The sequence below is a fragment of the Pseudarthrobacter sp. MDT1-22 genome (genome assembly GCF_054511035.1).
Map to the genome: position 1 here is coordinate 141,082 of NZ_JBTNDK010000007.1, position 25,531 is coordinate 166,612.

Below are 25,531 nucleotides of genomic sequence, written 5' to 3' on the forward strand. Positions count from 1 at the left end.
CGGTTCGACGGGGAAATCGTCCGCGCAGCGCTACTCAGCGCGGACGGCGCGTTGCGTGCTCCCGGGCCAGCACCGCGTAGCGGTCGTCCGGGGCGCCGGCCGTGAAGGTGCCGTATTTACGCTCGGCGGCGGTCCTTATGAGGAAGTCGGCGATGGCAGGGTTCTTGGGCAGCAGCGAACCGTGCAGGTAGCTGGCCACCACATTCTTGTAGCGCGCGCCCTCGTGGCCGTCGCTGCTGTTGTTGCCGGTACCTTTCGCGGTGGTCCCCAACGGCCGGACGCCCGCACCCAGCGTGGTCTGCCCGCTGTGGTTCTCGTATCCCAGCACCTCGCCGAACTCTTCGGTGGCCACTCGGACGTTGCCGATCAGGCGCTCGTCCGTGCCGTGTGTCTCCACGTCCAGGACACCGATGCCCGGTATGACCGAGCCTAAGCGGGTCTTGAAGAAGCGCCCGAACAGCTGGTACAGCCCGCAGATCACCAGCATGGGTGCGCCGTCCTCGGCCAGCTTCGTGAGGACGCCGGCCTGCGACTGCAGGTCGTCCTTGATGACCAGCTGTCCGCTGTCCTGGCCGCCGCCCCCGACAATCAGGTCAACGTCGGCCGGAAACTCGTCGCCGACGTTGTACTCCAACAGATCCGGGGTGAAGCCGTGCCAGCTGATCCGCTGCTTGAGCACCAGGGCGTTGCCCCAGTCGCCGTAGATGTTCATGTCCCGCGGGTAGAGCTGCAGGACCCGGATGGTCCCCTTGGAATTCTGTTCGACGCCGTCCGGCCCGATGCCGGTTGATTCAGCGGTCATGAGACCACCTCCACTGTGGTGATTTTGGACAGCTCGCGGCGGATGGCCAGCATGGCTGTGTAGGTGCAGAAGATCCGCTTCGGTTTGCCCTTGGCGTCCCGGATGAACGCGGCGAGTGCGGGCGCGATCTCCGGCTGGACCCCGCCGATCCGGACGTCGTCATACTGCAGCCGCAGCGCCATGTCGTAGGCGCGGGAACCTGTCAGCTGGTCCACGCCGCCGTCGCGGAGCGAATCGAATTCCACGTCCCAGAGCCAGGACATGTCCCGGCCGTCGGCGTAGTTGTCGTTGATGGCGATCATGGTGGCGTAACCGCCCGCGGGGAAGGACTTCAGTCCCAGCCGGAAACCGCTGGGGTTCTTCACCAGGACGAGGTCCAGGGGCTGGCCGTCCACCGTGAGGCTTTCGCCGCGGCCGAACGCCGGCTCCACCTGGGACAGCGCGGTGAGCAGGGTGGCGTGGTCGGCTGTGGCGGCACCGCCGCCACAGATGCTGCGGGCCAGGGTCAGCGCCGCAGCCGCGTTAAAGATGTTGTAGACGCCGCGGAGCTTCATCGCGGTGGTGACCGTGGCGCCGTCGTACTCAAAATCGGCGGTGTCCGGCCCCACTTTGCGGAGTACGACGTCGGCGGCTGGCTTGTGGGGGAGCGCTGCGGGGGCGGGGCTGCCGGGCGCTGCCCGCATGTCGTCGTCGTTGGGGAACGTGCTAAGGAGCGAATCGTCCAGGCCGAAGTACTGGACGTCCTGGCCGGTGAGGGTTTCCGCGATGCGGGCCACCCGCGGATCCTCCCGGTTGAGGACCACGGTTCCGGTGGTTTTGTCGGCGATGTGCTGCAGCAGCTGGGCCGTATTGTCGATCTCGCCGAACCGGTCCAATTGGTCACGCAGGACGTTGAGCAGCAGGCTGTACCGCGGCGGAACACGGTTCACAAAATGCGTGGCGTGGGCTTCGTCGAGCTCCAGCACGGCGACGTCGGCCCGGAGCCTGCCGCGCCAGTCCACTTCGCCCAGCAGGGCCGCCGCCACGCCGCGGGTGAAATTGCTGCCGGTGCGGTTGGTGAAGACCTTCAGGCCCTGGCTTTCCAGGAGTTCCACCACCATCTTGGTGGTAGTGGTTTTGCCGTTGGTTCCGCTCACCACGGCGACGCCGTGGGGGAGCGTGGAGAGTGTCCGCTGCATAAAGCCGGGATCGATTTTTTCGACCACCAGCCCGGGCAGCGCGGACCCTCCGCCCCTGAGCCGGGACACCCGGCGGACCAGCTTGCCGAGCGGAACACTGATGTAAAGCATGCTCTGTAATATATCCCAGCAACGGCATAGAACCCTTCCCGGAAGCGCTTCCGGCGCCGCCCCGGGACCAGCGCACATTATGCTGATTGGATGACAAACCCCCTTTCGGCTGCTTCTGCACGCGTGGGCTCGGGCCTCCGGATCGGCGTCCTGGCACTTCAGGGCGACTTCCGCGAACACCTCCGGGCCGTGGAAGCTGCGGGTGCCGCCGGCGTCGGAATCCGCCGCCCCTCCGAACTGGACGGCCTGGACGGCCTCATCATTCCCGGCGGAGAATCCACGGCCATCGACAAGCTGGCCCGCGCCTTTGAGCTGGCCGGACCGTTGAAGGACCGGATCCGCGACGGACTGCCGGTCTACGGTTCCTGCGCCGGCATGATCCTCCTCGCCGACGAGATCGCCGATCCGGCCACAGACCTGGCCGGCAACCCGCAGCAGACCTTCGGCGGCCTGGACATCACAGTGCGGCGCAACGCCTTCGGCCGCCAGCGCGAGTCATTCGAAACGGACCTGGATTTCAAGGGCCTGGACTTCAGCGCCACGGAATCCGGTGTCGCTCCGGTGCACGCGGTGTTCATCCGCGGACCCTGGGTGGAACGCGTCGGCGACGGCGTGGACATACTGGCACAGGTGGAGCCCGCAGACCCTGAGCACGCGTCCCACGCGGCGACTCTGCCGGGGACAGCTAGAATTGTTGCAGTGCGTTCCGGCCACCTGCTGGCCACCTCCTTCCACCCGGAAGTGACTGGGGAGAAACGCGTACATGAACTTTTTATCCGCATGATCAGAGGAGACGCGTAAAGCATGTCAGGACACTCCAAATGGGCGACTACCAAGCACAAGAAGGCCATCCTCGATAGCCGCCGTGCAAAATCGTTCGCCAAACTGATCAAGAACATCGAAGTCGCCGCGCGTATGGGCGGACCGGACCTCGCCGGCAACCCGGGCCTGGAACTCGCCGTCACCAAGGCCAAGAAGACCTCCGTTCCGGCCGACAATATCGACCGTGCCATCAAGCGTGGCGCCGGCCTCACCGGCGAAGTGGTTGACTACACCGAGATCATGTACGAATGCCGCGGCCCGCAGGGTTCGGCGCTGCTGATCGAGTGCCTCACGGACAACAAGAACCGAGCCGCCTCCGAGGTCCGCCTGGCCATCTCCCGCAACGGCGGCACCATCGCCGATCCCGGTTCGGTGAGCTACCTGTTCAGCCGCAAGGGCGTTGTCTCGCTGCCGAAGAACGGCCTGAGCGAGGACGACGTCCTGATGGCCGTCCTCGACGCCGGAGCCGAGGAAGTCAAGGACAACGGGGAAAGCTTCGAGATCCACTCCGAGCCGACCGACCTCCAGGCCATCCGCGATGCCCTCAAGGAAGCCGGAATCGAATACGAGACCGACGAGGCCGAGTTTGTGCCGTCCATGCAGGAGCCGCTGGACCTCGATGCCGCCAAGAAGTTCATGAAGCTCGTGGACGCCCTGGAAGAGCTCGACGACGTCCAGAACGTGTACAGCAACGCCGACCTCAGCGACGAAGTCCAGGCCGCCCTGGAAGCCGAGTGACCTTCGGCTTTGTGGCCTAAGGCGGATGTCCCAGGGTGACCCTGCGCGTATTAGGCGTTGACCCGGGCCTCACCCGGTGCGGCATCGGCGTGGTGGACGTCGAGCGGAACAGGCGCGCCACAATGGTGGCAGTCGGAGTGGTGGGTACCTCTCCCGAGGAGACCCTGGACCAGCGCCTGCTGGTTATTGCCTTGGCCATCGACGAGTGGCTGGACCGCTACGAACCCCAGGTGCTCGCCGTCGAACGCGTTTTTTCCCAGCTCAACGTCAGCACGGTAATGGGCGTGGCACAGGCCTCCGGTGTGGTGATTGCCGCCGCGGCCCGGCGCGGCATCCCGGTGGCTCTGCATACGCCGTCGGAAGTGAAAGCAGCGGTGACCGGCAGCGGTACCTCCAACAAGGAAGCCGTGACCAAACTCGTCACAAAAATCCTCAGGCTGGACGCGCCGCCGCGGCCGGCGGACGCTGCAGATGCCCTGGCCCTTGCCATCACCCACGCCTGGCGCGCGGGCAGCGGAGCCGCGGTGGCCACCACCGGCCCCGGCAGCCTGTCGCTGACGCCTGCCCAGCGCGCGTGGGCCGATGCCGAGGTGAAAGCGCGCCGCGCACGCTGAATGTCCGGGGCGCTTGCTAGGGTATTCGTAGATATGTTCGGATAGCCGGTCCTACCCCCAAGAGCCCGGCAGTACACCAGGAGCCCGGCTTTGATCAGTTTCCTTCGCGGAACCGTAGCGCACGTTGGCCTTTCCGCTGCCGTGATCGACCTCAACGGGGCGGGCATGAGCGTCAACGCTACACCGCAGACCCTCAGCCGCCTCCGCACCGGCGAGGAAGGCAAGCTCTTCACGTCGCTGATCGTGCGCGAGGATTCCCTCACCCTGTTCGGTTTTGCCACCGACGACGAACGCGAGGTCTTCGATGTCCTGCTCAGCGTCAGCGGCGTAGGTCCGCGGCTCGCGCTGGCGGTGCTCGCCGTGCACGAGCCTGAAGCGATCAGGGTTGCCGCGCACACGAGTGACAGCAAGACGTTCACCACGGTGCCCGGCATCGGCCCCAAAGTGGCCGGCCGGATTGTGCTGGAACTGGCCGGCAAGCTGGTGCCCCACGGAACGGCAGGTGCCGCCGGCGTGTCCACTCCGGCCGAAGCGGCCTGGAAGCCCCAGGTGGTGGCGGCCATGACCAGCCTCGGGTGGTCGGAAAAGGATGCCGGTGCCAGCATCGAGAAGGCCCTTGCAGACGATCCCGAGGTGGAATTCCGTGGCAATGTGGCCGAGATCCTGCGGACCACGCTGCGCTGGCTGGGCCAGGACGGCGCGCGGGCCGGTAACCGCGTAGGCAGCCGTGGCTGAGCCTTCTGTGGTGGCGGCTGGGGAGGAACCCGAGGAACGGGCGATTGAAGCCGCCCTCCGGCCGAAGAACCTCGATGACTTCGTCGGCCAGCACCGGGTCCGCAGGCAACTCTCGCTGGTCCTGCAGGCCTCCCGGATGCGGGGGCGCAGCGCGGACCACGTGCTGTTTTCCGGCCCTCCGGGCCTCGGCAAAACAACCCTGGCCATGATCGTGGCCGCTGAAATGAACGCGCCACTGCGGATCAGCAGCGGTCCGGCCATCCAGCACGCCGGCGACCTCGCCGCCATCCTTTCCTCCCTTTCCGAAGGGGAGGTCCTCTTCCTGGACGAGATCCACCGGATGTCCAGGCCGGCAGAGGAAATGCTCTACATGGCCATGGAAGATTTCCGTGTGGACATTGTGGTGGGCAAGGGCGCCGGGGCCACCGCCATTCCGTTGGAACTGCCGCCCTTCACCCTGGTGGGTGCCACCACGCGCGCCGGTCTGCTGCCCGGCCCGCTTCGGGACAGGTTCGGGTTCACCGGGCATTTGGAGTTCTACAGCGTTGCCGAGCTCGAACTGGTGCTCAGGCGCTCCGCCGGCCTGCTGGACCTCAAGGTCAACTCTGCGGGCTTCAGCGAAATTGCCGGCCGGTCCCGCGGTACGCCACGTATCGCCAACCGCCTGCTCCGCCGGGTCCGGGACTGGGCACTCGTGCATGGGATTGAGCAGATTGATGCCCGCGCCGCTTCCGCTGCCCTGGACATGTATGAAGTGGATAAGCGAGGCCTGGACCGGCTGGACCGGGCAGTCCTGGAGGCACTCATTACGAAGTTCGGCGGGGGACCCGTGGGACTTTCCACCCTGGCCATTGCGGTGGGGGAGGAGACCGAGACCGTGGAAACGGTGGCGGAACCGTTCCTGGTGCGCGAAGGCCTGCTGGGCCGGACGCCCAGGGGACGCATCGCCATGGCTCCGGCCTGGACCCACTTGGGTTTCGCCGTACCGGCAGGAGTTTTCGGGCAGGAACCGCTTGATCTGTTCGAACCGGACCCGGAAAGCGCCGAGTCCGCGGCCGAATGGGCACCGAACGGCCAATAGCACTGTCCTCCCAGCTTTTCCCTTTAGACTGGTATGACTCCCGGCACGTTCGGGTCTGTGTTCCCGCGACGGCTCCGAGGAGCCGCTGCCTGCCAGGCAGGATTCTCTGCAATGGGGAACGACGCGGACGCTGCCAAACACCCGATACGCCAGTACAGAACGGAATCTTCCCTGTGGATCCAATGAACATCGTCTTGTTCGCAATGCTCGGAATCTTTATCTTCATGATGTTCCGCCGCAACAAGAAGACCAAGGAGCAGCAGGCAACGCTGCAGTCCCAGTTCGAGCCCGGTGTTGAGGTCATGACAAGCTTCGGACTCTTCGGCCGGATTGTCTCCATGGACGACGCCGAGAACAAGGTTGTCCTGGAACTCTCGCCCGGGAACCTGGCCACCGTCCACCGCCAGTCAGTGACCAAGATCGTGGAGCCTGTCGAAGCCGAGACTCCGGTCGTCCCGGATGACGCCTCAGCCCTGACCACTGAAGAAGCGGGCACCCCGACGGCATCCGCCGAAACCCCGGACGAGACCCTGAAACGACACAACGACGAGGGCAAGAAGGACAGCTAGTCCTCGCCGCACGGCAGCCCGCGTTACAACACCTCTACGGCTGGGGATAACCGCCGGTGGGACTGATAGCTCCCGCCGGTGGTTCCTCCGTAAATAAGAGAAAGATTCACAATGGCACGAACTGGCCCTAACAACTCAGGCCTGAGGGTACTGGTGTGGCTCGGCGTAGTCCTCGCCGTGCTGACCGCCGTCCTGGCCGGCGGCACCCTTGCCGGACACGCAAGCTGGGCACCCAAACTGGCACTGGACCTCGAGGGTGGCACCCAGATGATCCTGGCGCCCAAGGTTGAGGGCGGTTCGGACATCAATGAAGAGCAGCTCAACCAGGCCGTGGCCATCATCCGCCAACGTGTGGATGGTTCAGGTGTTGCCGAAGCGGAAATCAGCACGCAGTCAGGCCGCAACGTAGTGGTCAGCCTTCCGGGTACACCCACGAAGGAAACCCGCGACCTGATCCAGGCCTCCGCGGACATGAACTTCCGTCCCGTATTGCTGAACGGCGACGGCGCGCCCGTCCCAACGGAATCCCTCACCCCCGAAGACCAGCTTCCGAAGCCCACGGCGGAGCCCGCCAACGGCAGCGATATCAACTGGATCACCGCGGACATCTACCGGCAGTTCGAAACCATGGACTGCAACAATCCTGCGCCGGAGAGCCCGGAAGCCTCCGATCCCACTAAACCCCTGGTTACCTGCGAACCGGCAACAGAGACCACGCCGGCCATCAAGTACATCCTGGGTCCAGTGGAGGTCAAGGGCGGCAACATTGTCACGTCCTCCTTCCAGCTGCAGCAGGGTGCGCAGGGCGCTGTGACCAACGACTGGGCCGTCAACATCCAGTTCGACGACGAAGGCACCGCCAAGTTCAAGTCGGTCACCGAACGCCTGAACCAGTTCTATGTGGCAGCCGGCGGCGAAACCGGCAACGACCCCAAGGCTCAGTTCGCCATCGTTCTCGACGACCAGGTCATTTCCGCGCCGCGCTCCTTGGCCGTCATCACCGACGGACGTCCGCAGATCACCGGCGGATTCACCGAACAGACCGCCAAGGTCCTTTCCGACCAGCTTCGCTTTGGTGCACTGCCCATCAGCTTCGAGATCCAGAGCGACCAGCAGATCTCCGCCACCTTGGGTGGCGAACAGCTCCGTATGGGCCTCCTTGCAGGCATCATCGGTTTGCTCCTGGTGGTGGTCTACTCACTCTTCCAGTACCGGGCCTTGGGCCTGGTGACCATTGCATCGCTGGTGGTGGCCGGCGCCCTGACCTATCTGGCCATCGCCCTCCTGGGCTGGACCGAAAACTACCGGCTTTCCCTGGCCGGCGTGGCTGGCCTCATCGTCGCCATCGGCCAGACCGCTGACTCGTTCATCGTCTACTTTGAACGCATCCGCGATGAACTCCGCGAAGGCCGTGGATTGGTCTCCGCGGTGGAGAACGGCTGGAAGCGGGCCAAGCGCACTGTCCTGGCCTCCAAGGCCGTGAACCTGCTGGCCGCGCTGGTGCTTTACTTTGTGGCCGTCGGCAACGTCCGCGGGTTCGCTTTCACGCTGGGTCTGACGGCCATTGCCGACCTCATCGTGGTCTTTATGTTCACGCACCCGACGCTGCAGCTCCTGGCGCGCACCAAGTTCTTCGGGGAGGGCCACCGGCTCTCCGGCCTGGATCCCAAGCGGCTGGGTGTTGTGCCGCTCTACCGCGGCGCCGGGCGCCTGCGCACGCCGGAGGCCAAGCCGTCCGTGGTCCGCGCCAAGAACACCGGCGCGGCGGCCGAGGCTGAACGACGCATGACCATCGCAGAACGCCGCCTCGCGGAAAAGCAGGAGCAGCTCACCGGCTCCTCCAAGAGCGCAGCCAAGGAGAACAAGTAATGTCCAGCAGCTTCGCCAATTTCGGCAACGAGCTCTACACCGGGAAGCGCTCCTACAACTTCGTCGGTGCCAAGAAACTGTGGTTCATCATCGCGGCGGTGGCGGTGGCGCTGTCCATCCTCATTCCGGTTGCCAAGGGTGGCTTCAACCTTGGCATCGAATTCCGCGGCGGTTCGGAGTTCACCGTCTCCAACGTGCAAAGCACCGACTCGGCCCTTGGTGAAAAAGTTGTCGAAGACGTTGTGGCCGGCAGCGTTCCGCGTGTCGCCAATGTCGCCGGTACCACCATGCGGATCCAGACGGACAAGCTCACGGATGACGAGACTCTCCGGATCAAGGAAGGCCTCACCTCGGCCTACGGCGTCACTAACAACGAGGTGACATCAACCTTTATCGGACCCACCTGGGGTGCGGATGTCACCAAGCAGGCCCTGATTGGCCTGATCGTCTTCGTGGCCCTGGCCGCGGTGCTGATGGCGCTGTACTTCCGGACCTGGAAGATGTCACTGTCTGCAATGGCTGGAATGCTGGTGACGATGATGATCACCGCCGGCGTGTATGCCCTCAGTGACTTCGAGGTGACGCCCTCAGCCATCATTGGGTTCCTGACGGTGCTCAGCTACTCCCTCTATGACACGGTGGTGGTCTTCGACAAGATTCGTGAGAACACCGCGGATCTCGATGCGTCCACGCGCCGTACTTTCGGTGAGGAAGTCAACCTCGCCGTCAACCAGACCCTGGTGCGTTCCATCAACACCATGATGGTGGCCATTCTCCCGGTCGGTGCCATCCTGTTCATCGGGGCCGGCCTGCTGGGGGCCGGCACGCTGCGCGACCTGTCGCTGGCACTGTTCGTCGGAATTCTGATCGGTACGGCGGCCACGATATTCATCGCTGCCCCGATGTATGCCTGGCTGCGCCAGAACGAACCTGACCTGGTGAAGCAGGCGAAACGCGTCGAACACCGCAGGTCCGCCAACAACGCCCGGACCGAAGAATCGGCTGAGCCCGCAGAGGCCTGACCTTTTGCATCAAAGCGGGCCGGGCGGCGTCGGAATACCGACGTCGCCCGGTCCGTTTCGCATTCAGGCGCCTGTTACATAAGTGAACTGGCGGGGGAATAGACTGGGGTAATTAAACAGTCGTGAGGGGTGCTTCATTGGAAGAACGTTCGGCGTCGGTGCCAGCGGCAGGCGGGGATAACAGTCCGGGACACGGAGTTCAGACCGGACTGACCGCTTCCGCACGCCCGGCGCCAGTTGTTCCCGTGGACAAATCGGGCGCCCGCCCTACATTTCCCGGACGCCGCGAACGTACCCGCTCCCGTCTGGCCCGGCTGACCGGCCGCGGCACGGCAACCTATTCGCCCATTCTTGAGCCGCTGCTGCGTACCGTCCGTGCGAACAACCCAAAAGAAGATTTTGATCTCATCCAGCGCGCCTTCGAGGTGGCTGAGCAGAGCCACCGTGGGCAGAAGCGCAAGAGCGGTGATCCCTACATCACCCACCCCGTGGCCGTAGCCACCATCCTCGCTGAGCTGGGCCTCAGCGGAACCACACTCGCCGCGGCACTGCTGCACGACACGGTCGAGGACACCCCTTACACACTGGCGGACCTCAAAAGGGACTTCGGTCCCGAGGTTGCCATGCTGGTGGACGGCGTCACCAAGCTGGACAAAGTCAGCTTTGGTGAAGCCGCGCAGTCCGAGACCGTCCGCAAGATGGTTGTGGCCATGGCCAAGGACATCCGGGTCCTGATGATCAAGCTCGCGGACAGGCTCCACAACGCCAGGACCTGGCGGTTTGTCTCCGCGGAGTCATCGGCACGAAAAGCCCGCGAAACCCTGGAAATATTCGCGCCCCTGGCCCACCGGCTGGGCATGAACACCATCAAATGGGAGTTGGAGGACCTGTCCTTCGCGGCCCTCTATCCAAAGGTCTATGAGGAAATCGTCCGGATGGTGGGCGACCGCACCCCGGAACGGGAGAAAAGCCTCGGCGTCATCCGGGACCAGATCACTGAGGATCTCCGTACTGCCCGGATCAAGGCCACCATCACCGGCAGGCCGAAGCACTATTACTCGATCTACCAGAAGATGGTCGTCCGGGACAAGGATTTCGACGACATCAACGACCTCATGGGCGTCCGTGTACTCGTCGATTCGGTCCGGGACTGTTACGCCGCCCTGGGCACTATGCATTCGCGCTGGAACCCGCTGCCGGGGCGGTTCAAAGACTACATCGCCATGCCCAAGTTCAATATGTACCAGTCGCTGCACACCACGGTGATCGGACCCGGCGGCAAGCCCGTGGAGATCCAGATCAGGACCCACGAAATGCACCGCCGTGCTGAGTACGGTGTGGCCGCCCACTGGAAGTACAAGGATCAGCCCAGCCGTACGGCTGTCGGGCCGGGCAGCCCCCGCGACGGTGACATGGGCTGGCTGAGGTCCCTGGTGGACTGGCAGCAGGAAACGTCCGATCCCGGGGAGTTCCTGGACTCGCTGCGGTTTGAGATCAATGCCCGCGAAGTCTTTGTCTTTACCCCCAAGGGTGAGGTCATGGCACTGCCCGCCGGATCGACTCCGGTGGATTTTGCCTACGCCGTCCACACCGAAGTGGGACACCGCACCATCGGCGCGCGGGTCAACGGCAAGCTTGTGCCCTTGAACAGCGAGCTAAACCACGGTGACTGGGTTGAGATCTTTACCTCCAAGGCCGAAGGTGCCGGGCCCAGCCAGGACTGGCAACACTTCGTCAAGAGTGCCCGCGCCCGGAACAAGATCCGCCAGTGGTTCAGCAAGGAACGGCGCGAAGAAGCAATCGACCGCGGCAAGGAACTGTTGACCCGCGCCATGCGCAAGCAAAACCTGCCCCTGCAGCGCCTGATGACGCACGAGGCCCTCGCGGCGGTAGCCGCAGAGTTCAAGTACCTTGACATCTCGGGCCTCTACGCCGGCGTGGGCGACGGTCATACGTCAGCGCAGTCGGTCATGGAGAAACTCGTTCAAAGCCTGGGCGGCAACGAGAGCACTGACGACGACATCACTGAAGTCAGCATCCCCACGCAGGTGGCCAAAACCAAGTTCTCCGATTCCGGCGTGGTGGTGCGCGGCGTTGGCGATGTCTGGGTGAAGCTCGCGCGCTGTTGCACGCCCGTTCCGCCGGACCCGATTCTCGGCTTTGTCACCCGCGGCTCCGGTGTTTCGGTGCACCGCACGGACTGCACCAACATTTCGGATCTCCGGGACCAGCCCGACAGGATTGTCGAGGTGGACTGGGCACCCACCCAGTCAAGTGTTTTCCTGGTGGAGATCCAGGTTGAGGCGCTGGACCGGAAGTCCCTGCTCTCCGACGTCACGCGTGTGCTGTCCGAGAACCACGTCAACATTCTGGCGGCAAGCGTGAACACCTCCACCGACAGGGTGGCCATCTCCAGGTTCGCCTTCGAGATGGGCGACCCCAAGTACCTCAGCCACGTTCTCAGTGCCGTGCGGCGCATCGACGGCGTGTTCGACGTCTACCGGACCACCGGTAACAAGCGCCGGAGCTAGCAAGGCCAGCTTTTCCAGTGCGGCCCGTTTGTGGGGGACCCGCGGGCTGGCCTCAATGGCCAGAATCAGCAGGCGCAGCCGCACGTCCCGCTCCGGACGGGCCAGCAACCCCGCCAGTGCTGGCAAGGCCCGGTGGGCGTCGACATGCAGGGCGATGTCGACGGCGGTGCGGAGTGGACTCGACACCATCAGCCCGCCCATGCTGACAACGTCGAACGGACCAAGCCGGACTTCATGGAGCGTGCAGCCCCTTGTGTTGCGGAGGCTCGAAATCCGCCGCTTCGCATCCACAAGCAAGGCCAGCCGGTCCGGTTCAGCCGCACAGCCGTAGATCCAGGCCGCCGTCATCCGCCCGGCCACCACGCGCTGCCTGACGGCCGCCGGAACCGCGTTGGCCACCGTTCTGGCCCGCACCTGGGGTGACGCGGGAGCATCCGGCAACGTGAAGCCGTGCTGGTGGAACTGCGCCAGGACACCGTCCGCTGCCAGCGACTGGAGTTCGGGCCACGCGAAAGGCTTGCCGGGCGAATACAGGTCCGGGTATTGGGGTGGTGGGGAGGTGGCCATCCCTCCATCCTGCCGCGTCTTCCCTTAATGCGCACAGGCCCGGTCCCGGTTATGTGGATAACCGGGGCCGGGCCTGTGCGTCCTCCGACAGACGCCTGATGAAGGCGTCCTCAAACTACTTGCTAGGAAAGCTCGCTGGCCGAGCGCTGGATCTGGTCCAACCAGGCCTGCCTCGCCTCGAGGGCTTCGCGGGCCCCCTTGATCTTGCGCTGGTCGCCGGCTTTCTCGGCCTTGGCGAGATCGTCCTGCAGGCCGGAAATGGCTGCTTCCAGCTGCGACAGGGCGCTGTTGGTGCGGGCCTTCGTCTCAGGGTTGGAGCGCTGCCAGTTTTCCTCTTCGGCGTTGCGGACTGCGTCCTCCACCTTGCGGAGGCCGGCTTCGATGCGGCCCATGTCGGCGCGGGGCACCTTGCCGGCTTCTTCCCAGCGGTCCCGGACAGACTGGAGCGCCTTCTTCGCCGCGGCCAGGTCCTTGACCGGCAGAATGCTGTTCGCTTCGACGAGGAGCGCTTCCTTCACCGTGAGGTTGGCGGCGTATTCCTGGTCGATCTCCTCGTTGGCTGCCTGCCGGTGCGTGAAGAACACATCCTGCGCGGCACGGAAACGGGCCCAGAGGGCGTCGTCGTCCTTGCGGCTGGCGCGCGGTGAGGCCTTCCATTCATCCATGAGCCGGCGGTATTCGCCGGCCGCAAAGCCCCAGTCGGTGGACGAGGACAGAGCCTCGGCTTCGGCGATGAGCTTCTCCTTGGCCGATTTTGCGGCCGAGTTGGTGCTGTCCAGCTGGGAGAAGTACGCGCGGCGGTGACGGTCGAAAACTGTGCGGGCGGCACGGAACCGCTTCCACAAGGCGTCCTCGTTGCTGCGGCCAAGCCGGATGCCGCCCTTCTGGGCTGTCTTCCAGCTTTCAAAAAGATCGTTCATCCGGGCGCTGGAGGTCTTCCATTGGATCTGTGCGGGATCCTGCCCCGAGATCTCTTCGGCTTCGGCCACGATGGCCTCGCGGGCCGCGAGCTCGGCGGAGCGAACGGCGTCGTGTTCTGCCTTCTCTGCCTTTTCGAGTTCTGCGATCTGCACGGAAACAGCGTCGAGCCGCGCTTCGGTGGAACGAAGATCTCCCACCATGTTCCGCTCCGCCAGCTGCTCGCGCAGGTGCGTGACGGTCTTCTGCATATCGGTGCTGGGCGCCTTGGAGCTGATGCGCTGTTCCAGGAGCAGGACCTGCGCAACTATGTCGTCATGCTTCCGCGCGAAGTAGGCAAGGGCTTCGTCATTGCTGACGCCGGGGTACTGGCCCACCGGGTGCTCATCGCCGTCGATCGTCAGGAATACGTGGCCGTCACCCTCGACACGGCCCCACTTTGCAGCTTCCGCCAGCGAAGTCGCGGAGGCGACGGGTGCCGGTGCTGCCACAGGTGCGGCTGCTGCCGGCTTGGGCCGGGCAGCGAAGGCTGCCGGTGACGGGGCGGGTCGAGGTGCCGGAGCAGGCACCGGAGCCGGGGCTTCTTCAGCCGCGCTCTCGCCTTCAGCCGCGCTCTCTTCAACCGGGGCGGCCGGGACCTCGGCACGTTCGGCCTGGAGGCCCACGCTCTCTGGATCCACGTCCGCTTCAGTTGCGGTTTCGTCAACCGTGGCCTGTTCGGCGGTTGCCTGGACAGCGTCTGCCTGGTCAGCCACGGGGGCCGCTACCTCGGTCAGGTCTGCTGCTGTTTCGTCGGATTTCTGACTGTCTGTCACCGCTAAAAGTCTTTCGCTTGGAGGGAAATACTCACGTACTGCACCGCGGCCGTAACGGCCTGGCTTCCTACTTCAGAGAAACCGAGTCTATCGTGACTGGTTGCACAGGTGCGCCGTCTGATGCGCTGGAGCCGGGCTTGATTCCCGCGGCGGCAATGGCGTTGACTGCTTCCATTCCAGAGGTCACCTTGCCCACCACCGTATAGCCCCCGGCAGAGTCGGCGGGAATCACCGTGTCTTTGTAGACCACAAAGAACTGCTTGCCGTTACCGTAGGCGTTGTCGCCGGACCGGGCGATGGCAATCGTGCCCGCAGGGTAGATGTTGTCTGCCGGGGTGTTTTCGAGGGGACCCCAGGTGTACTCGGGGTCGGCAGCAGCGGTGGCGCCACCGCACTGCAGGAGTCCGAAGGTGTCGCCCGTGGTCAGCCGGTGGCACGCGCTGCCGTTGTAGAAGCCCTCGTCCGTCAATGCTTTGAAGACCGCGGCAGCCTGGGGTGCCTTGGTACCGTCGATTTCGACGCCGAGCACGTTCCCGTTCAGTGCCAATTCACCGGTAAACACCTTCCCGGCGGCAGTGTCCGGGGCCGGGATGTTCGCGCCGTTCGTGGCCGGCGCGGAAGGCGTGGGGGAGTCGGTTGGGCTGGTCAGGCCGGCCTCCGCGGCGGCGAATTCCTCTTCGGTGGGATTGCCGGCAAAGGCAGTGAACTGAAGCACGACGGCGAGCAGGACGGCGGCGGTTCCGGCGCAGGCGGCGATGAGGTTGTCGCGCTTGCGGCGTTTCTCCTGGTCCCGCCGCAGCTCGCGCTTTGCCTCCATCTGCTGGATGCGCCGTTTGGCTTCGCGGGCGCTGCGTGGACTGGCCGCCAATGGTCCTCCTTGTATCGGGCCGCGTCCGGTAGGAACTGAATCCAGAGGCGGTTGTCTGCCGGCAGCCTTGCGGCGCCGGCCGCCGTATTAGAGATGCCGGCGGATGACGCATAAACTGACTGCCGCACATAGTTTATGCATGAGTTGCCGGACTGCCGCCGTTCCCCGCCCGTTTCGGGCGGAATGCCGGGCAAAGTCCCAGGCACCCTTCATCAAGAGGAGAACATCCACCATGGCACGCACAGCCTCCCTGTCCGGATTCCCCGAGTGGCTTCCTGAGGAGCGGCTGGTGGAGCTGCACGTGCTGGACACCCTTCGCAAGGTTTTTGAGCTGCACGGCTTCGCGTCCATCGAGACCCGTGCCGTGGAAACCGTGGGCCAGCTGCTGCGCAAGGGTGCGATTGATAAGGAGGTCTACGGCCTCAGCCGCCTTCAGGACGACGACGCCGACACCTCCGACGCGGGCAAGGCCGGCAAAGCTGACCCCAACGCCCTCGCGCTCCACTTCGACCTCACTGTGCCTTTTGCGCGGTACGTCGTTGAGAACGCCGGGTACCTGGCGTTCCCGTTCCGGCGCTACCAGATCCAGAAAGTCTGGCGCGGGGAGCGCCCGCAGGAAGGCCGGGCCCGCGAATTCACCCAGGCAGACATCGATGTGGTGGGCGACGGCGAGCTGCCGTTCCGCTATGACGTGGAGATTGCCCTGGTCATTGCCGAAGCCTTGAGCGCACTGCCGATTCCGGACTTCCGCCTCCGGATCAACAACCGCAAGCTTGCCGAAGGCTTCTACCGCGGCATCGGCCTGGATGACACCGCCGGCGTGCTCCGCAGCATCGACAAGCTGGAAAAGATCGGCGCAGCCAAGGTCGCAGATCTGCTCAAGACCGAACTGGGTGCTACTGATGACCAGGCGCAGGCCGCGCTGAAGCTGGCAGGAATCCGTACCGAGGACACCTCGTTTGTGGCTCAGGTCCGTGCGCTCGGCGTGACGAACGACCTCCTTGAGGAGGGCCTGAATGAACTGGAACAGGTGATCGAAGCGGCCGTGCAGCGCGCGCCGGGCAAGGTTGTTGCCGATCTCAGCATCGCCCGCGGCCTGGATTACTACACCGGCACGGTGGTGGAGACGGTCCTGGTGGGCCACGAACAGCTCGGTTCCATCTGCTCCGGCGGCCGCTACGACGCGTTGGCGAGCAAGGGCAACCGCAAGTTCCCCGGCGTCGGCCTCTCCATCGGTGTGACGCGGCTGGTTTCGCGCATCCTGAGCCAGGACCTGGCCAAGGCCTCCCGTTCGGTGCCCACCGCCGTGCTGGTGGCGCTCACCACTGACGACAGCTGGGGTGCCGCGCAGGACGTTGCCGCCCAGCTCCGCAGCCGGGGCATCGCCACCGAAGTCGCTGCCAAGGCCGAGAAGTTCGGCAAGCAGATCAAATTCGCGGACCGCCGCGGGATCCCGTTCGTCTGGTTCACCGACGACGACGGCAAGCACCAGGTCAAGGACATCCGGTCCGGCGAGCAGGCCGACGCCGATCCCGCAACCTGGACGCCGCCGTCGGAAGACCTTAACGTCCAGGTCACAACAGTCCAGGTGCCAGCGGCAGCAGCCCAGCCGGCCTGACCGACCCGGTGTTGGCGGCAGCTAGCGGCGCAGCCGAAGCACCACGAACCGGCCGGCCGCGCCGACGGCCAGCACGGCGGCCATCCCCAGCACCGAGACGTGCGGCAGCGTGAAAGCCAGCAGCAGACAGCTGATGAAGCCAACCACATTGAGCCACCTCGGGCCGTGGGCCGGGTGCTCCTCCAGGGTGTACGCCGCGGCGTTCGTCACCGCGTAGTAGATGAGCACACCGAAGCTGGAGAACCCCACCACCGTCATCACGTCAGTGGTCAGGATCAGGAAGATCACGACGGCGCCCACCGCCAGTTCCGCCACGAACGGCACCGTGTGCTTGCCGCCCACTCGTGCCAGGGGCGCCGGCAGATCGCGTTCCCGCGCCATGGCCAACGTTGTGCGGCCCACTCCCGTGATGAGCGCAAGCAACGCACCTAGGCACGCCGCTGCCGCGCCGGCCTGAACCACCGGCGCACCGGCGGCGAGTTGCGAATTGACCACAGCGTCCAGCAGCGGGGCCGTGGTGGCGGCCAGCTTGCCTTCGGTCAAGTGGTTTTGGAGCAGCAGCGCCAACGCCAGGTAGATGACGAAGGCGCCGGCGAGGGCAGCCAGGATCGCACGCGGAATGGTCCTGGCCGGATCCTTGACTTCCTCTCCGAGGGTGGCGATGCGCGCATAGCCGGCGAAGGCGAAGAACATCAGGCCGGCGGCCGGCAGCACGCCACTAAAGCCGGCGGTAGCTCCGCCGTCGGACGTTCCGCCTGCCGAAAAGTCCGCAGGATGCGGCCCCACGATGGCGGCAGCGGCAACAAACACCAGGGTGGCCAGGACAACGCACAGCAGGATTCTGGTCAGGAGTGCTGTGCGGGTAATGCCAAACAGGTTCACGGCGGTCAGCGCCACCACCGCAGTGATGGCAACCGGCACCGCGTAGCCCGGTGACACATAGTGGCCGAACGTCAGGGCCATGGCGGCGCAGGAGGCCGTCTTGCCGCTGACAAATCCCCAGCCGGCCAGGAAACCGGGCCATTCCCCCAGGCGCTTCCGGCCGTACACGTACGTTCCGCCGCTGGCCGGATACCGTGCAGCCAGTTCCGCGGAGGCCACCGCGTTGCAGTAGGCCACGGCACCCGCGATCAGGACCGAAAGGACCAGGAAATTTCCGGCCAGGCCCGCGGCGGGGGCGAAGACCACAAAAACGCCGGCCCCGAGCATGGAGCCCAGGCCGATGGACGTGGCGTCAAACACGCCGAGCCTCCGTTGAAGCTGCTGGTGTTCGGGCATGGGGGAGTCGCGCCTTTCCAGCGGGTAAACTCAGACGGGATTGTTCCCGGAACGATCCTATGCAGTTTTATCTTTTGTTTTCCTGCTGTCGTCTTCAGAAAGGCGTGCTGTGCTGCGCACACATGACCTCGGATCCCTTCGCTCCGAGCACATTGGACAAACCGTAACCCTGGCTGGCTGGGTGGGCCGCCGTCGTGATCACGGTGGTGTTGCATTCGTGGATCTGCGCGATGCGTCCGGCGTGGCCCAGGTTGTGGTCCGTGAGGAAGAGGTCTTCCATGGCCTGCGCAACGAGTACGTCCTGCAGATCACCGGCACCGTCTCCAAGCGCCCGGAGGGCAACGAGAACCCCGCTCTGGCCACTGGCGCCATCGAGGTCATGGCGGACAAGGTGGTTATCCTCAACACCTCCGATCCGCTGCCGTTCCAGATCGACGAGCACGTGGAGGTCGGTGAGGAAGCCCGCCTGAAGCACCGCTACCTCGACCTGCGCCGCCCCGGCCCCGCCCGCAACCTCCGGCTGCGCTCCGAAGCCAACCGGATTGCCCGTGAACTGCTCCACCAGGACGGTTTTGTCGAGATCGAGACCCCCACGCTGACGCGTTCGACGCCGGAAGGCGCCCGCGACTTCGTGGTCCCCGCCCGCCTGGCGCCGGGTTCCTGGTACGCACTGCCGCAGTCACCGCAGCTTTTCAAGCAGCTCCTGCAGGTGGGCGGCTTCGAGAAGTACTACCAGATCGCGCGCTGCTACCGCGACGAGGACTTCCGCGCCGACCGCCAGCCCGAATTCACCCAGCTGGACATCGAAGCCAGCTTCGTGGACCAGGACGACATCATTGCCCTGGGCGAAAACATCGTCAAGGCGCTGTGGAAGCTGATCGACGTCGAGATCCCCACGCCCATCCAGCGCATCACCTACGCAGACGCCATGGCGCGCTATGGCTCGGACAAGCCCGATCTCCGCTTCGGCGTGGAATTGACTGAGCTCACCGAATTCTTCAAGGACACCGGATTCGGCGTCTTCAAGGCCCCGTATGTCGGCGCCGTGGTGATGCCCGGCGGCGCTTCCCAGCCGCGACGCACCCTGGACGGCTGGCAGGAATTCGCCAAGCAGCGAGGCCACAAAGGCCTGGCCTACGTCCTCTTCAAGGAAGACGGCGAACTGGCCGGCCCTGTTGCCAAAAACCTGAACGAAACCGAGCGTGCAGGCCTCGCCGACGCCGTGGGCGCCAAGCCGGGCGACTGCATCTTCTTCGCCGCCGGTGAGAAGTCAGCGGCCCGTGCCCTCCTGGGTGCTGCCCGCGTGGAGATCGGCCACCGCACCGGCCTGATCGACCCCAGCGCCTGGGCCTTCTGCTGGGTGGTTGACGCCCCCATGTTCGAACCGGCCGCCGCAGCGGTGGCGTCCGGCGATGTGGCTGTTGGCGCCGGAAAGTGGACGGCCGTCCACCACGCCTTCACCTCGCCCAAGCCCGAGTTCATGGACACGTTCGACAAGGACCCGGAATCGGCCCTGTCCTACGCTTACGATATCGTCTGCAACGGCAATGAAATCGGCGGCGGCTCCATCCGTATCCACGAGCGTGACGTCCAGGAACGCGTCTTCGAACTGATGGGGCTGGACAATGCAGACGCCCAGACCAAGTTCGGCTTCCTGCTGGAAGGCTTCAAGTTCGGCGCTCCTCCGCACGGCGGCATCGCGTTCGGCTGGGACCGTGTGGTGGCATTGCTGGCGGGCGTTGAGTCCATCCGCGACGTCATTGCCTTCCCGAAGACAGGCAACGGATACGATCCGCTGACCCAGGCCCCCGCGCCGATCACGGCGCAGCAGCGCAAGGAAGCCGGCGTGGACTTCAAGCCCCAGGCGAAAACCGAAGAGCCTAAAAAGGCCGAGTAGTCCAAGAGCGCAGTCGAGAGGCTCCCCGGGAAACCGGGGGGCCTTTCGCGTTGGAAGAGTGGTACGCCATGACAGTTTCACGTCCTGCACCAGCCCTGGCCCTGCCTGGGCTTGAGGCGCTGATGGATGCCGCCTGGCCGGCCCCGGACCGCGAGGAATCCGACGGCTGGGTGCTTCGCGCAGCTTCCGGCGTGACCCAGCGCGCCAATTCGGTGTGGCCGCGCGAGCCGGAGGGCGATATGCACCGGCAGCATGAGGCTCTGCGTGCAGCCCGGCTCTGGTACCGCGGCCGGCGCCTGCCGCTGATTTTCCAGGTCTTCGATGATCCCCGCTCCACCGAACTGAATATTGTCCTCGACGGGGAAGGCTTCACCCGCCAAGCCGAAACACTGGTGATGTGCCGGAGCAACGGCGTCCAGGCGGCGGACCAACCTGCGCTAACCCATCCTGCGGCGGCCCAACCCGGCGTCGAGATCTCCACGGTCCCCAGCGATGAGTGGCTGGAGCTGTGGTGGAGCGTGGACGGCCGCGGCGGCCCGGCCGAGCGCGAGACCGCACGCAGCATCCTGGCAGGCTGCCCGTCGCTCTATGCGCTGGTGAGGTCCCACGACGGCGTTCCCGCCGCCGTCGGCCGGCTCGCTCTCCCTCCCGCCGGGGAAGCAACAGGGGGTTGGGGCGGGCTGTACTGCATGGCCACCCGCCCGGACGCCCGGCGGCGCGGCCATGCCCTGCGGATCATGCAGGCACTCTTGTACGAAGGCGCCGTCCGGAACCTGGCCGGCTACTGGCTGCTGGTCACCGCAGCAAACTCCGGGGCCCAGCAGCTCTACGCCAAGGCAGGATTCCAGGAAGCCTGCCGCTACCTTTACCGGCAGGAACGGCCCAAGCGGCACCTGACCGGCTGTTGACGGTGTTTGCGGCGGCTGCAATGCACGGGCGCATCCACGGCAGGGGTTCATCAAGGGCTCAGGTACATCATGGCTCCGGTACATCAACGCTTATCCCAAGGGGTTCGCGCCCGTCAGGTGGCCCGGTGGCGCCGGCGATCATCACCTTTTCGCCTGCGATCCCGATGGCGTAAACACGGAGATCCTCCTGTTCGAGTGCGGTGTGGTCCACTGTCCGGGCCGCAAACTCCCTGCCGTCGCCGCTGACCATAAGAACGGGCGCGTGTGATGGCGTGGCCGCCCTTGGGTTGCCAGCAGCACAAACCCTTCGCCGTTAGTGGCCAGCCGGGGGGGAAGGCCACCTCCTGATCGGAGGACGGAGCATCCAGGTCGGTTCCGTGCTCCCAGGTCAGTCCGTTGTCGCCGCTGGAGTAGGTCGAATAGCGAACGGGTTTCCCGGTGGAGCTCTGTTGCACCAGGGCCACCGTCCGCGATGGCCCCGCAGTGAGCGACATCGAACGCCTGGACCTGATCCTCGAAGCCGAGGGCGACAGCACCAACCGGTAGAGGCTGGCCAAGCAGGCTGACGTGCTGATGCTGCTCTACGTCCTTGGCGAGAAGGAATTGACGCTCTTTCTGGCCGGGCTGGGCTATGAAGTGTCCGCCGCACAACTCGCCGAGACAGTCGATTACTACCTGGCCCGCACGGCTCACGGCTCCACGCTCAGCCGCGTGGCACACGCTTCAGTGCTAGCCGCGATGGGCACGGAGCGGGCCTGGAGCACTTTCCGTGAGGCGCTGAGCGCTGACCTTCGACGACACCCAAGGCGGCACCACTCACACAGGCATCCACCTTGGCGCCATGGCCGGAACCATCGATGTTATCAGCGCAGCTTTGCTGGCCTCAGAATCACCAGTGATGCCCTTCTTTTCGCCCCAAAAATGCCAAAAGAAATAGAGTCAGTTTCCTTCCGTGTCCGCTACCGGGACCATCTACTCGCCGTCAACCTCGAACACGGCACGTTGACTGTTTCAGCGGCTCCCGGAGACGCCTCCGCCATTCGGCTGCAGGTCGGCTCCGAACGCGTCCTTCTGGGCGCCGGCGATACACGGCACTTCCCGCTTGTTGCTGGCTAAGGTCTCCCGGCATGTACCTGTCCGGGGCAGGTCCGCTGAATAAGGAACCCGCTGAATCAGGTCCGATGAATAAGGAACCCGCTGAATCAGGTCCGCTGAATCAGGTCCGCTGAATAAAGAACCCGCTGAATAAAGAAACACGACGGCGGGAATCACCTACGGAGAGGGCTTTCCCGCCCGGGGCGAGTGCACCACGAGGACAGGACAGTGCGCGTGGGCGACGCAGGCAGCGCTGACCGATCCGAGCAGCAGGCCGGCAAAACCGCCATGCCCGCGGCTTCCGACGACAAGTAGAGAGGCGCGCCTGCTTCCGCCAACTAACGACGTCCGTGCCGATCCGTGGACGAGCCTGACAATGACATGGCGCGGACGTTCGGGGCCAAAGGCTTCCGCGAGTGCACGCTCCAGATTTTCCTCAGCTTCGCGGGCGAAACCTTCTACCCCCAGAGCAAGATAGCCTTCATAACCTGCCGGATACTCCCAGCATCCCCAGGCTTCCAGGCGGGTCCCAAGGGCCAGCGCCAGACGAGTCCCTTGGCGAAGAGCTTCGATGGATGCGTCGGAACCGTCCACGCCGACGATGATCTTCTCCTCAGCGGCTTTGGCCATGATCTTCTCCTCGCGTGCCGTACGTGCACAGGCTTCCTCAAAGCATTTACCCGGCGGTTAAGGACGAACAGGGTCCAAGGTCACGACGCCGGCACAGCGTCCGCATCAACGTCCCGGACCCCACCATGACCTTTGGCCCTAGACGCTACGGCCCACCTGGTGAAGCCTGTCAACGAACCAGACTTCGGCGAATTTGGAGTAGCAGTGACGCAACAAGGGGGTCCGCCCCGATTCGGACTGGATGCAACCGGTCTGAGTTCTGAACGCGCCGCAGCATTGCTCAGGGAGTCGGGGCCAAACGTTCTTCCCACCGCGAAGCCGGTACGGCAGTGGCGGAAGCTCCTGGGCGAGTTGACGCATTTTTTTGCACTGATGCTGTGGTGCGCCGCTGCACTTGCCTTCGTCGGAGGCCTCCCGGAGCTTGGTGTTGCTATCATCGTGGTGGTCGTCGTCAACGGGATTTTCGCCCACATCCAGCAGGAACGTGCCCAGCACGCGGCCGCAAAACTGCGCGCGCTGCTGCCCGCTGACGTCTCCGTCCGCCGGGACGGACACATCCAGAGGGTTCACACCAGTGAACTGGTCCCGGGTGACGCCGTGGTCCTGACAGCAGGTGACCGGGTGCCCGCCGACGTCGTCCTGACTGTTGCCTCCGGCTGTGCCGTGGATGAGTCAATGCTGACAGGCGAGAGTGAAGCGGTAGCTAAGGCCAGCGGCGACAGCGCCTGGGGCGGGACGTTCCTCGTCAACGGAGACGCAGACGCGGTAGTGTCCCACACAGGTGGAAACACGCGGCTTGCCGGAATCTCCGCGCTGACCAGTGGAACAGTATCTCCGCCGACACCGCTGGCCCGTGAGCTGCGCCGGATCGTCCACATCATCGCGACGGTAGCACTGGCCGTCGCCGGGTTCTTCTTCCTCGTGTCCTTGTTGGTAGGCATCCCTTGGCAGGGCGCTTTCCTCTTCGCCATCGGCGTCGCCGTTGCCCTGGTCCCCGAGGGGCTCCTGCCGACCGTCACTCTCTCACTGGCGATGGGGGCCCAACGGATGGCGGCGCGGAACGCCTTGGTCCGCAATCTGGAGGCCGTGGAAACTCTGGGATCCACCACTTTCATCTGTACCGACAAGACAGGAACCCTGACGCAGAACCGGATGAACGCCGTCGAAGTCTTTACAGCCGACGGCCGTGCGAAGGTGACGGGGGAGGGTTACCAGCCGGAGGCCGACATAGAGGGAACCGGGATCTCCGCGGCCACCAGTACCGCGCTCGCGGCACGGGCCGCCTCCCAGGGCAGGGCTGTCCTCCACGGAGTTGAGTGGAGGACGGCGGGGGATCCGATGGAGGCTGCCATTGACGTTCTGGCGCGCCGTCTTTCCGGGTCCGCTCCCGTAGATGCGATGCCTGCGCGGCGGTTCGCGTTTGATCCCCGCCGTCGGCGTGAATCGGCCATTGTCGGCGCCACCCTCTTTGTTAAAGGGGCGCCCGAATCGGTCCTGGCGCTCTGCGGAGAGTCCGCAGGCGCTGCGGCGGAAGAAGTTGAAGCGATGGCTTCCCGGGGGCTGCGGGTCATGGCGGTCGCGATGCGTGAGCTGCCCGGTCCGGTGCAGGACTGGCTGGGGCGCCTTCCCGAGGAGGCTGAAGTGGAGCTCACCCTGCTGGGGCTGATCGCCCTCCACGACCCGCCCCGGCCCGGCGTGGGGGAGGTGATCCAGACTGCCCGCGAAGCCGGGATCAGGGTCGGGATGATCACAGGCGACCATCCCGCCACGGCTGCGGCGATTGCCCGGGAAATCGGTCTGATGGGTTCCCCGGAACTGGTTCTGGAAGGATCGCAGTTTCCTGAGGACGAACAGATCCTTGGCGCCTTGCTGGACCGGGATGGCATTGTGGTGAGCCGGGTCTCGCCGGAACAGAAGCTGCGGGTGGCCAAGGCGCTGCAGAGCCGCGGCCACGTCGTGGCCATGACAGGCGACGGCGTCAACGACGGTCCCGCGCTGCAGGAGGCCGATATCGGGGTGGCCATGGGACTCAGCGGAACTGACGTTGCCCGGGAAGCTGCCGATCTGGTGCTCCTGGATGACCACTTCGCCACGATCGTCGCAGCCATCGAACAGGGCCGGACCACGTACTCCAACATTCACCGCTTCCTGACCTACCACCTGACGGACAACGTTGCCGAACTGACGCCCTTCGTCATCTGGGCACTGTCCGGCGGCCAGTTCCCGCTCGCCCTCGGTGTACTGCAGATCCTCGCCCTCGACATCGGCACCGACCTCCTTCCCGCCCTCGCCCTGGGCGGCGAACCGCCAGGAAAAGGTGTGCTGAAGCGGCCACCCGAAAGACGGCATCTGATGGACCGCCGGCTGATGTTCCGGGTGTTCTGCGTGCTGGGTCCCGTGGAAGCGGCCATGGAAATGACGGCGTTTTCCGTGGTGCTGTTCGGCGGCGGGTGGACGCGCGGAGACCCGCAGGATGCCGATCTGGTGATGGCGGCGTCCGGAGCCGCCTTCACCGCCGTCGTGCTTGGCCAGCTGGCCAATGCTTTCGCCTGCCGCAGCGCCACCCTGCCGCCCTGGAAGCAGGGCTGGCTCACTAATCGCCTGCTGCTCTGGGCGGTGCTGGCAGAAATCGGCGCTTTGGCCGTGTGCCTTTACGCAGTGCCTGTTTCCGCCGTACTTGGACACCTCCCGCCGCCGCTCCTCGGGTTCGCCGTTGCGGCTTTGGCTGTTCCCGCGGTGCTGGCAGCCGACTGGGCTTACAAGAGGCTAAGACGGCACGGAACAAAAGCCGGATAGCACCCTTCTCACGCCGGAGTCCGCAGGACCAAAGCCTCTGCTGCTGCCGCGGCTGACCCGGGAGGATCG

At 65.1% G+C, this 25,531-nt stretch carries 20 protein-coding genes; 14 read left to right on the top strand and 6 right to left on the bottom strand.

The genetic code is table 11. The features are described 5' to 3' along the window. Window positions 1-34: 34 nt before the first annotated feature. Together ACX80M_RS08110 and ACX80M_RS08115 are read right to left on the bottom strand one after the other, a co-directional pair. The gene (locus tag ACX80M_RS08110) at window positions 35-802 is read right to left on the bottom strand and encodes a type 1 glutamine amidotransferase (protein WP_252609588.1); all 768 of its coding nucleotides are present in this window, start codon (window positions 800-802) and stop codon (window positions 35-37) included. Further along, the gene (locus tag ACX80M_RS08115; RefSeq protein ID WP_459309363.1) at window positions 799-2,091 is read right to left on the bottom strand and encodes a MurT ligase domain-containing protein; all 1,293 of its coding nucleotides are present in this window, start codon (window positions 2,089-2,091) and stop codon (window positions 799-801) included. Before ACX80M_RS08115 ends, ACX80M_RS08110 begins: the two co-directional genes overlap by 4 nt. 90 nt (window positions 2,092-2,181) lie before the next feature. On the opposite strand from ACX80M_RS08115, the gene pdxT reads away from it, so the two are divergent. The 9 genes from pdxT to ACX80M_RS08160 all read left to right on the top strand — a co-directional run bounded on the left by pdxT (window position 2,182) and on the right by ACX80M_RS08160 (window position 12,072). Beyond that, on the top strand, window positions 2,182-2,892 hold the full coding sequence (gene pdxT, locus ACX80M_RS08120) for a pyridoxal 5'-phosphate synthase glutaminase subunit PdxT (RefSeq protein WP_252599460.1): 711 nt from the start codon (window positions 2,182-2,184) through the stop codon (window positions 2,890-2,892). A 3-nt stretch (window positions 2,893-2,895) separates the two neighbouring features. Next, complete coding sequence (locus tag ACX80M_RS08125) at window positions 2,896-3,651, top strand: YebC/PmpR family DNA-binding transcriptional regulator (protein ID WP_459309364.1); 756 nt, start codon at window positions 2,896-2,898, stop codon at window positions 3,649-3,651. A gap of 35 nt (window positions 3,652-3,686) precedes the next feature. Continuing rightward, window positions 3,687-4,265, top strand: a complete 579-nt coding sequence (ruvC, locus tag ACX80M_RS08130; RefSeq protein ID WP_252599459.1) for a crossover junction endodeoxyribonuclease RuvC — start codon at window positions 3,687-3,689, stop codon at window positions 4,263-4,265. 90 nt (window positions 4,266-4,355) lie between these two features. After that, window positions 4,356-5,000 (top strand): Holliday junction branch migration protein RuvA, encoded by a 645-nt coding sequence (gene ruvA / locus ACX80M_RS08135; protein ID WP_141140748.1) that lies wholly within the window; start codon window positions 4,356-4,358, stop codon window positions 4,998-5,000. Continuing rightward, a complete protein-coding gene (gene ruvB / locus ACX80M_RS08140) occupies window positions 4,993-6,081 on the top strand; it encodes a Holliday junction branch migration DNA helicase RuvB (RefSeq protein WP_252599458.1) in 1,089 nt (362 codons plus the stop codon). The genes ruvA and ruvB overlap by 8 nt, the downstream gene beginning before the upstream one ends. Before the next feature lie 182 nt (window positions 6,082-6,263). Further along, window positions 6,264-6,650 (top strand): preprotein translocase subunit YajC, encoded by a 387-nt coding sequence (gene yajC / locus ACX80M_RS08145; protein WP_252599457.1) that lies wholly within the window; start codon window positions 6,264-6,266, stop codon window positions 6,648-6,650. 111 nt (window positions 6,651-6,761) lie between these two features. Then, the gene (gene secD / locus ACX80M_RS08150; protein WP_459309365.1) at window positions 6,762-8,519 is read left to right on the top strand and encodes a protein translocase subunit SecD; all 1,758 of its coding nucleotides are present in this window, start codon (window positions 6,762-6,764) and stop codon (window positions 8,517-8,519) included. Then, window positions 8,519-9,541: a protein translocase subunit SecF gene (gene secF, locus ACX80M_RS08155; protein WP_252599455.1), complete on the top strand. Its 1,023-nt coding sequence runs from the start codon at window positions 8,519-8,521 to the stop codon at window positions 9,539-9,541. Before secD ends, secF begins: the two co-directional genes overlap by 1 nt. A gap of 137 nt (window positions 9,542-9,678) precedes the next feature. After that, the gene (locus ACX80M_RS08160) at window positions 9,679-12,072 is read left to right on the top strand and encodes a RelA/SpoT family protein (protein ID WP_305884330.1); all 2,394 of its coding nucleotides are present in this window, start codon (window positions 9,679-9,681) and stop codon (window positions 12,070-12,072) included. 689 nt (window positions 12,073-12,761) lie between these two features. Here ACX80M_RS08160 and ACX80M_RS08165 read toward each other — a convergent pair. Together ACX80M_RS08165 and ACX80M_RS08170 are read right to left on the bottom strand one after the other, a co-directional pair. Further along, window positions 12,762-14,372: a DUF349 domain-containing protein gene (locus ACX80M_RS08165; RefSeq protein ID WP_252599453.1), complete on the bottom strand. Its 1,611-nt coding sequence runs from the start codon at window positions 14,370-14,372 to the stop codon at window positions 12,762-12,764. Between the two features lie 67 nt (window positions 14,373-14,439). Then, the gene (locus tag ACX80M_RS08170) at window positions 14,440-15,240 is read right to left on the bottom strand and encodes a peptidylprolyl isomerase (RefSeq protein ID WP_459309366.1); all 801 of its coding nucleotides are present in this window, start codon (window positions 15,238-15,240) and stop codon (window positions 14,440-14,442) included. Between the two features lie 232 nt (window positions 15,241-15,472). Here ACX80M_RS08170 and hisS point away from each other — a divergent pair, with 232 nt between their 5' ends. Then, complete coding sequence (gene hisS, locus ACX80M_RS08175) at window positions 15,473-16,858, top strand: histidine--tRNA ligase (protein ID WP_459309367.1); 1,386 nt, start codon at window positions 15,473-15,475, stop codon at window positions 16,856-16,858. 21 nt (window positions 16,859-16,879) lie between these two features. On the opposite strand, the gene ACX80M_RS08180 is transcribed toward hisS, so the two are convergent. Continuing rightward, entirely contained in the window at window positions 16,880-18,136 is a 1,257-nt protein-coding gene (locus ACX80M_RS08180) for an APC family permease (protein WP_459309368.1), read from the bottom strand. 109 nt (window positions 18,137-18,245) lie between these two features. On the opposite strand from ACX80M_RS08180, the gene aspS reads away from it, so the two are divergent. The 3 genes from aspS (at window position 18,246) to ACX80M_RS08195 (ending at window position 22,057) form a co-directional block, all read left to right on the top strand. Further along, a complete protein-coding gene (gene aspS / locus ACX80M_RS08185; protein WP_459309369.1) occupies window positions 18,246-20,033 on the top strand; it encodes an aspartate--tRNA ligase in 1,788 nt (595 codons plus the stop codon). Between the two features lie 68 nt (window positions 20,034-20,101). Beyond that, window positions 20,102-20,941, top strand: coding sequence for a GNAT family N-acetyltransferase (locus tag ACX80M_RS08190; RefSeq protein WP_459309370.1), 840 nt, complete (start codon window positions 20,102-20,104; stop codon window positions 20,939-20,941). A gap of 549 nt (window positions 20,942-21,490) precedes the next feature. After that, window positions 21,491-22,057, top strand: coding sequence for a glycosyl hydrolase family 65 protein (locus ACX80M_RS08195; protein ID WP_256476814.1), 567 nt, complete (start codon window positions 21,491-21,493; stop codon window positions 22,055-22,057). A 156-nt stretch (window positions 22,058-22,213) separates the two neighbouring features. Here ACX80M_RS08195 and ACX80M_RS08200 read toward each other — a convergent pair whose 3' ends face one another. Beyond that, window positions 22,214-22,666, bottom strand: a complete 453-nt coding sequence (locus ACX80M_RS08200; protein WP_459309371.1) for a universal stress protein — start codon at window positions 22,664-22,666, stop codon at window positions 22,214-22,216. A 237-nt stretch (window positions 22,667-22,903) separates the two neighbouring features. Here ACX80M_RS08200 and ACX80M_RS08205 point away from each other — a divergent pair, with 237 nt between their 5' ends. Beyond that, the gene (locus ACX80M_RS08205; protein WP_252609621.1) at window positions 22,904-25,462 is read left to right on the top strand and encodes a cation-translocating P-type ATPase; all 2,559 of its coding nucleotides are present in this window, start codon (window positions 22,904-22,906) and stop codon (window positions 25,460-25,462) included. The last annotated feature ends 69 nt before the right edge of the window (window positions 25,463-25,531 follow it).

Coding starts and splice junctions, on each gene's coding strand:
- ACX80M_RS08110 (WP_252609588.1), bottom strand. CDS start 802: ATGACCGCTGAATCAACCGGCATCGGGCCGGACGGCGTCGAACAGAAT.
- ACX80M_RS08115 (WP_459309363.1), bottom strand. CDS start 2,091: ATGCTTTACATCAGTGTTCCGCTCGGCAAGCTGGTCCGCCGGGTGTCC.
- pdxT (WP_252599460.1), top strand. CDS start 2,182: ATGACAAACCCCCTTTCGGCTGCTTCTGCACGCGTGGGCTCGGGCCTC.
- ACX80M_RS08125 (WP_459309364.1), top strand. CDS start 2,896: ATGTCAGGACACTCCAAATGGGCGACTACCAAGCACAAGAAGGCCATC.
- yajC (WP_252599457.1), top strand. CDS start 6,264: ATGAACATCGTCTTGTTCGCAATGCTCGGAATCTTTATCTTCATGATG.
- secD (WP_459309365.1), top strand. CDS start 6,762: ATGGCACGAACTGGCCCTAACAACTCAGGCCTGAGGGTACTGGTGTGG.
- secF (WP_252599455.1), top strand. CDS start 8,519: ATGTCCAGCAGCTTCGCCAATTTCGGCAACGAGCTCTACACCGGGAAG.
- hisS (WP_459309367.1), top strand. CDS start 15,473: ATGGCACGCACAGCCTCCCTGTCCGGATTCCCCGAGTGGCTTCCTGAG.
- ACX80M_RS08180 (WP_459309368.1), bottom strand. CDS start 18,136: ATGCCCGAACACCAGCAGCTTCAACGGAGGCTCGGCGTGTTTGACGCC.
- ACX80M_RS08190 (WP_459309370.1), top strand. CDS start 20,102: ATGACAGTTTCACGTCCTGCACCAGCCCTGGCCCTGCCTGGGCTTGAG.
- ACX80M_RS08200 (WP_459309371.1), bottom strand. CDS start 22,666: ATGGCCAAAGCCGCTGAGGAGAAGATCATCGTCGGCGTGGACGGTTCC.